At 52.9% G+C, this 7,493-nt stretch carries 7 protein-coding genes; all 7 read right to left on the bottom strand.

Annotation, left to right across the window (positions count from 1 at the left end):
- Positions 1 to 102 precede the first annotated feature (102 nt).
- The 7 genes from ACW8F6_RS14595 to ACW8F6_RS14565 all read right to left on the bottom strand — a co-directional run bounded on the left by ACW8F6_RS14595 (position 103) and on the right by ACW8F6_RS14565 (position 7,442).
- Entirely contained in the window at positions 103 to 828 is a 726-nt protein-coding gene (locus tag ACW8F6_RS14595; protein ID WP_491576608.1) for a DUF4124 domain-containing protein, read from the bottom strand.
- 123 nt (positions 829 to 951) lie between these two features.
- Positions 952 to 3,591, bottom strand: coding sequence for an aminopeptidase N (gene pepN / locus ACW8F6_RS14590; protein WP_491576607.1), 2,640 nt, complete (start codon positions 3,589 to 3,591; stop codon positions 952 to 954).
- Between the two features lie 10 nt (positions 3,592 to 3,601).
- Positions 3,602 to 4,438 carry a DUF2797 domain-containing protein gene (locus tag ACW8F6_RS14585; protein ID WP_491576606.1) on the bottom strand — a complete coding sequence of 279 codons (837 nt, stop codon included), beginning with the start codon at positions 4,436 to 4,438 and terminating at the stop codon, positions 3,602 to 3,604.
- Complete coding sequence (locus ACW8F6_RS14580) at positions 4,438 to 4,701, bottom strand: YeaC family protein (protein ID WP_491576605.1); 264 nt, start codon at positions 4,699 to 4,701, stop codon at positions 4,438 to 4,440. Before ACW8F6_RS14580 ends, ACW8F6_RS14585 begins: the two co-directional genes overlap by 1 nt.
- Before the next feature lie 4 nt (positions 4,702 to 4,705).
- Positions 4,706 to 5,575, bottom strand: coding sequence for a rhomboid family intramembrane serine protease (locus ACW8F6_RS14575; RefSeq protein WP_491576604.1), 870 nt, complete (start codon positions 5,573 to 5,575; stop codon positions 4,706 to 4,708).
- Positions 5,576 to 5,583: 8 nt separating this feature from the next.
- Positions 5,584 to 6,537, bottom strand: coding sequence for a metallophosphoesterase (locus ACW8F6_RS14570; protein ID WP_491576603.1), 954 nt, complete (start codon positions 6,535 to 6,537; stop codon positions 5,584 to 5,586).
- A gap of 23 nt (positions 6,538 to 6,560) precedes the next feature.
- Positions 6,561 to 7,442, bottom strand: a complete 882-nt coding sequence (locus ACW8F6_RS14565; RefSeq protein WP_491576602.1) for an NAD(+) kinase — start codon at positions 7,440 to 7,442, stop codon at positions 6,561 to 6,563.
- Positions 7,443 to 7,493: the final 51 nt, after the last annotated feature.

Raw genomic sequence — 7,493 nt, 5'->3', positions numbered from 1 at the left:
CTAAGCAATCAAAACTATATCTGGCAAGACGCTACCGGCAAGTGCGCAAAAGCAGCGCGTGCCGCTCGTATCACTACGATCGGCACGCGCTGCCACACAGCATTAATAGCCGTAGAGCTCGTTTTCCACTTGCGACATTTTTTTGCGGAATCGCTTTGAGCACGCCTTCCATTGACGGCGGTCTTTGGCATTGCGAGGATGGCTTGGGTCTAAGAGCGGTTCGCGTCCGCACTGCTCTATCAATTTTGCCTCCAAATCACCGTGCACTTGCTGCAGGCGCTCGTTTTCCTGTTCGACTTCACGTACCCGCCCCTCGTTTACACCACTTTCGTTTTGGGCCCAGTTAATGGCACAGCGCAATTCGCGCATACGGCGCGTATTGTCATCCAGCTGCCGCTGATAATAGCTATTGCGCGCCGCGCTTTCGGAGATACTTCTGCCTTCATTTCGGCTGGATAGTTTACTGCGCGACCAATTCTGCGATTGCTGCTCGAGCCGCAACAGGTCTTCGCGCCAGTCTTCCAGCGAAGACTGAACATATTGTGCAGTATTGTAGGTCGACCGGTGTGTGGTGGTATTTTTGGTATTGGGTAGGCGGATATTACCGCAGTAAGCGCGACTACCCACGTAGCGTACCCGCTCCATACCACCGGCATTTTTTACCTCAACGCCCTCAACCACGGTATTCTCGGATTTTTCCTTGGGCGGATACTGCGAGAATGTGACGTTGCCATGTTCATCGACAATCTTATACAGTTTTTCAGCCCACGCCGCCTGCGACAATAACATTGCCAGTGCAGTCAAAAAGCCTGCGTAAACACGAAACATTGAACTACTCCTTTAAATGCTACCTTCCTAGCCAACACCAGCCGGGCGATCTGATCGACACAAACAAGCCTGTAAATGTACCACAGCCCAAGGCCCTGGGCACCCTCGCCCTGGCCCCCTGGGCTATACAAGGGCCTTCTGGACCACTTCAAACAGGTCCTTACTCAGCGCCTGCGCTTGGATTCGAGCCAGCTCTGCCCGCATGTTCAGGCCGCGTTTACCGAATTTACGCCACTGAGTGAGCGGCGTCACCAAGCGAGCGGCCAACTGCGGGTTTGCCGTATTCAACCGAATAACCGCATCCGCAAGCCAGCGGTAACCTGCACCATCCTCGCGGTGGAACTGGCCGGGATTCTGGTTGGCGAAAGCGCCAACCAAGGACCGCACTTTATTGGGGTTGGTCCAGCTAAAGAAATCCGCTTCAGCCAAGGTTTGCAGCGCCTCTAGAGTGTGCGGCGCATCGTGAGTGGCCTGAATAGCCAGCCATTGGTTAATCACCAATGCTTCTTGCGACCACTGCTGATAGAAATTATCCAAATATTGACGCACAACCTCTTCCGGTTGACACTTTTGTAGTGCCCGCAGGCCGGCCACTTGATCCGTCATATTATTGGCCTGCTCAAATCGCAACAGCGCATCTGTTTGCACCATCGAATCGCCGACTTCAGCCAGCAATAGCAATGCCGTATTGCTCAGGCTACGCTGGGCCACCGAGGCGGCTGACACGCTGTAAGCCTGCCTGATGTCGTAGTCTGACACCTTTTGCCGCAAGCGCGATGCCAGTCCTTGGGCCAATTGACACACAACATTTTTGCGAGCTTGGTGCAAACGCAATATATCTACTTCGGGCATTTGATCGTGCAAATAGCTGACTGAGGGCAGGTTTAGCATGTAGGCCACCACTGCGGGGTCCAAGCAATCTGAGTCCAGATTGTCCGCCAGCGCCGCCACCCAATCTGTAGACACTGTATAGCCAGTGCCGACCTCAGTTGCCTGCCTGACGGCGGCGACTCCGAGCTCCTGCGACGCGCTCCAGCGGTTAAATAGATCGGTATCAAAACGAAGTAATCGCAAAAGCTCTGCTTCTGAATAGCCATAACGCAAAATAATCGGAGCAGAAAAATTGCGCAGCAACGAAGGGACGGGTAGCTCTTTAACCCCAGTAAAGGTAAAGACCTGCTCTGCCTGCGTCAGTTCCAGAACGCACTCGGTATTATCGTTGGGCAAATCCTCCTCGGTGGCATGATTCTGCTTTAGGGGGAGCAAGCCCGCATCTCCAAGCAGTGCCACACTGATTGGCACATGAAAGGGCTCCTTGGTTTGCGACTCAGGCGTGGGCGGACAGGTTTGCGAGAATGACAGAGTGTAAGTTTCGGCGTCCGCATTGTAATGGGATGTGACATCCACTCTGGGTGTACCCGCCTGCGAATACCAGCGTTTAAATTGGGTGAGGTCGCGCCCGCTGACCGCCTCCATAGCGGCCACAAAGTCATCGCAGGTAACGGCTTGACCGTCGTGGCGCTCGAAATATAAATCTGTCGCTTGGCGAAATTGTACAGGGCCCAATAGATTCGCCAACATACGCACGATTTCTGCGCCTTTTTCATAGACAGTCAATGTATAGAAATTTGAAATTTCTATAAAAGAAGCCGGTCGCACCGGGTGCGCCAAGGGGCCAGCATCTTCGGCAAATTGTGCGGTGCGCAACAGATTGACATCCTCTATACGCTTAACCGTAGCAGAATTCATATCTGCCGAAAACTGCGCGTCGCGATAGACAGTAAAACCCTCTTTCAAACTAAGCTGAAACCAATCGCGGCAGGTAACGCGATTGCCGGACCAGTTGTGGAAATATTCGTGGGCCACAACCGCCTCTACGCGCTGAAAGCCGGTATCGGTGGTTGTCGCCGGATTGGCTAGCACGCAGGAGGTATTAAAGATATTGAGGCCTTTATTTTCCATGGCCCCCATGTTGAAATCATCGACAGCGACGATCATATAGACATCCAGATCGTATTCGCGCCCGTATACCTGCTCGTCCCAACGCATTGCGCGCTTCAGTGAATCGATAGCGTGGTCACACTTATCCAGGTCCTTCGGTTCCACATAAACTTCAATGGTAACCTGTCGACCCGACACAGTGGTCAATTGGTCTTTCACACAAGCCAAGTCGCCGGCCACTAACGCAAACAGATAACTGGGTTTTCTAAAAGGGTCGTGCCACAAGGCAAAATGCCGCCCCTCCGGCAGCTCGCCCGACTCCACTAAATTCCCGTTCGATAAAAGTACCGGACAGATACGTCTATCAGCCTCTATTCTGGTCGTGAACACACTCATAACATCCGGGCGATCCAGATACCAAGTAATTTTTCGAAAGCCTTCCGCCTCACACTGCGTGCAATACATAGTGCGCGAGCGGTACAAGCCCTCGAGCGCCGTGTTTTGCTCTGGACAAATACGCACTTCGGTCGTCAACCAGCCCGTTTCTGTTGCCCTGTAAACTGTCAGGCCCTCGCCATCTTCCCGAAAATCGCCCTCAGCCAAGGGCTGATCGTTCCAACACACCGTTAAAGTTTTCAGTCCCTCACCGTGCAGTCGTAGCGCATCGGCCGGGTTGTTGGGGTTTGGGCGAATTTTCAGGCGCGCAGTGACCCGCGTTTCATTGGGAAAAATAGCAACATGTAAATGTGTCTCATCAATCCAATGCGTGGGCTCTGTATAGTCAGCAAGATAAATGGCTTGGGGCTGAACACTTTGATTCATGAATGCGATCCTAGTAGCTAAAGCACACCTGATAACCGGTGTACTTTCGTAAATTGATAACACCGGTATCCAGCAACCAATACTGACCCCTTATACCCTCTAGGACGCCCTCTATCGCGGGCGTTTTTTCAGCATTTAAAGAAACTAATTTGGTGGGATATTTGAGCACCGGGTATTGAATGTGTGTTACTTCTGCGGACTCTAGGGTTTGCACAGCACGCAATCCGTACTCGCCCTGTAAGAATTGAACGTCCTCTGCGGCCTGTTCGTAAGCAACCGCGGCTTGAGCGGCCATATCGATGTCTGGCTGGGCATTTTTTAACATCAGGCGCCAATTGGTTTTATCGGCCAAGTAGATTTTCATTGAGGATTCCAGCAACCCTGCCAGCTTGCGGGTCGCCACGCGCGCAAAAGGCACGGCGGCCACCGCCCCCTGATCAATCCAGCGTGTGGGCGCCTGCGAGGCGCGAGTGATCCCTACCTTTAGGCCGGAGGAGTTTGCAAGATAAACAATGTGATCCGTCATGCAGTGGGTTTCTGCCCAGTCGGGTTCTCGGCAGGTGCCTGCATCAAAATGGCAGAGTTCCGGACTCATAATGCAACGATCGCACTGCGCTAATTTCTGAAAACACGGATAACAATAGCCCTGACTAAAACTCTTTTTCGTCTTCCTGCCACAATGAATACAACTTATGTCGCCGGAAAACTGCAGGCGCACTTTTGTACCGAGCATTGCCTCTAGGGGGATTGATTGCTTTCCCAGCACCAGCTGATAGCGAACCGCCTCGCCGACTTGCTCGGGCAGCTGTGCCCGCATCTTATGGAGCTGTCCTTCAAAGTCTGGCATCAGTGTTTCCAGGTAACCGGTTTTTCTTCTTCGTCATCCTGCCCGTCACTACCACAATGCTGATGCGGCTTGGGTGGTATATAACCCGTGTGTTGCTCTGGTGGCAGGTGTTTGTGCTCGTAGGCAATAATGGCCTGCATACAGGTTTCTCGCTGCGACTGGGTCAGCAGCTTGCCGTCGGGCCACTTGCCCAGCTCAATTGCACGCTTTAGGTTTTGGTAAACCTCGGGCGTAAGGGAATCTAATAGTTGCTGATAATTCACACAGTTACCTTTTAAACGTTGGCGCAATCAATTTTTGTTTAAGCATTTCAAATAGCCCGAACACAACGCCACCTAACAAACCACCCAAATGGGCACCATTGGCCACCTGGCCTTCAATAAAGCCATCGACGACGCCGGAAAAACACAACACTAACCAAAACAGCATAAAACCGATAATGCCGCCGGGCAGTGCAAATCCCCGGGCTGGCCACAATCGCTGCCAGATCCAGATGTAGCCCACGTAGCCATAGAGGACGCCGGACATGCCACCAAAAAGTGAGGGGCCGCTCATAAAATATTGCAGCAAGTTGGCCGCCAAGCTTGTAAACAGGCTTAGCAAAATTAACAGTAAACCAGAACGGCGGGTCTCTACGCGCCGGCCAAGCTCCCAAACCCACAAGCTGTTAAATAAGATGTGAAACAGCCCAAAATGTAACACCATGGGCGACAGCAGACGCCACCACTGCCCCTGCGCTAAGGCGGTAGATAAATCGTAAAAAAACACCGCTTGCCCACGCAGTACCAGGTCGGTGAATGTCAACCAGCGAACCCACTGCAAACTGTTATCTAAATACACCAAAAGCGCACCGGCCAAGCTCACCAATAACAGCCCGAGTGTGATTGGACACCTCTCTAGCGGCCAGCCACCTGTACTCTTCGCGCTCGTCGACGCCGCCTCGGTGGGCAAGCCATGCGCCTTTAGAGCAGCTAGCGCCTCGGTCAATAGCGGCCGGTGTGTTTCAGACTGCAACCAGATAACTTGCTGGCCGCCCTCTTCACTCACCCAGCAGGGAACATTTTGTTGTCGCAGGTAGTTCACCAACGGCGCCAGATCCACTGTTAGCGGAAGTCGCTCTGCGCAAAACCATTGCATAGTCACAGTCAGGGAGTGTCCACGTGCACCCAGGTAAACTTCTCCGGGCTGAGTTGTGTTTCATCATCCATTGAGTAAGCTACTAACCGGCCGTACTTCACCGCGCTGTAATCCAGACACGCCAAATTATCTGCAATGGGTTTGGGGCGACCGCTCAACCAATAGTGACCGATAAATAATGGCACTTCATTTTTGCCGTACCGCTTTAAACTCATCTGATCTTCGACCCCCAATGGTTGGCTAGCAATGGCCTCTGGCAGTGGATCGGGCTGAAAAGCTAAATCGCCATAGGTCTTTGGCTTACGCCCCCAAAAGCGCGTGCGGAAGGATCTGCGCTCAAACCCTTCGGCGCTACGCATTGCTGCCCCTTTTGGGAGCGGCAGATCGCGGCCACGGGTGAGTCGATTGATACACTGCCATTCAAAAGAATTTTCATCCGCCGTCGCTCGAAGGAAGTCTTCGTCAATTTGATTAGCCGGATAGCGCTGTTTAAGTTCATTGATTAGCGCCTGATCCCAGCAGGCGTGTACCACTCTGAAATGTGGAAATTCCAAAAACAACGGCAGCGATTTAAACCAGGTTAGATAGGCCTGCCACTCTTCGGGGTAATTTGAAAACTGTGAAAGGGTAGCTTCTATCAGGCGGTTGTGGCGGTCTGTGTGGTCGCGCAAAAAACGACGCTCGCTACCCGCCGGTGCCGGCGTATGGTAGGCAATGGCATCAAACTCGTGGTTACCCATGACCATTTGTGCGCTACCGGCATCACACATGGCTTTGGCGATAGACAGGGCCTCGCGAATATTAGGGCCGCGATCGACGATATCGCCCGCAAAAATGGCCTGTCGCGAGGGGTGCTGAAATACCCCATTGACCGAAGCATATCCCAGCTTATCCAGCAGTCGCGCCAGCGCATTTGCGCACCCGTGCACATCGCCGATTATGTCGTAGCCTGCGTAGGACATCGTCGCTAGCCTCGATTACCGCCTCAATCAACCAAGTGACTGCCCCACCCCAATTTGGTGCGGCAAGTTTCGTAAAAATTATGATTCAACGGGTGAATCAACTGCAGCCGATGGGGCTTTTTGTGTACGTGAATCTCATCGCCAGGCTCGGCCACCACATGGGTCTGGCCGTCGCAGGTCACATGGGGTGACGTGGTATTGTGATCGCCCACCAGAATTTTGATTTCGCTATTGCCATCTACCACTATCGGCCTGCTAGAAAGGGTATGGGGGTTCATGGGTACCAATACAATAGCCTCCAGACGCGGGTGCATAATGGGTCCGCCACCGCTCAGGGCATAGGCCGTAGACCCAGTGGGCGTAGAAATAATAAGGCCGTCGGATCGCTGGCTGTATACAAATTGACCGTCGATATACAGCTCGAATTCAATCATGCGAATAAACTGACCGGGATGCAGCACCACATCGTTGAGAGCATCGCCCTGGCCCACGGCTTTGCCATTGCGGGTCACGGCCATATCCAGTAAAAAACGCGACTCCATCATAAATTTGCCGGCCAATACTTCCGCCGTTTTTTCTTCGATTTCATCGGGTGAGATATCGGTCAAAAAACCTAGGCGCCCGCGATTGACGCCGAGCAAGGGCACCTTGTGCTTTGCCAGAGAGCGCGCTGCACCCAACAAGCTGCCGTCGCCCCCCACGACAATCACCAGGTCGCAACGCTGGCCCAATTGTTCGCGGTTAGCCACCTCACAGGCATGGCTCGGAAAATCGCGGGTCAGAGTGTCATCTAACAAGACATGCTTGTTTTCGCGTTCCAAAAATTTAATCAGGCGCTTTAAGGTGTAGGCCGCCCGATCGCCGCCCAGCCGGCCAATAAGACCAACCGTGGAAAACTCTGCCATGGTGTTGACACTCTGCTACAAGGGCCCGACAGTATAACGTCTGAGGGTTAA

This window comes from Simiduia sp. (assembly GCF_058345725.1).
Note: the sequence above shows the minus strand (reverse complement) of the source record. Positions and strands in the feature narration are given on the sequence as shown.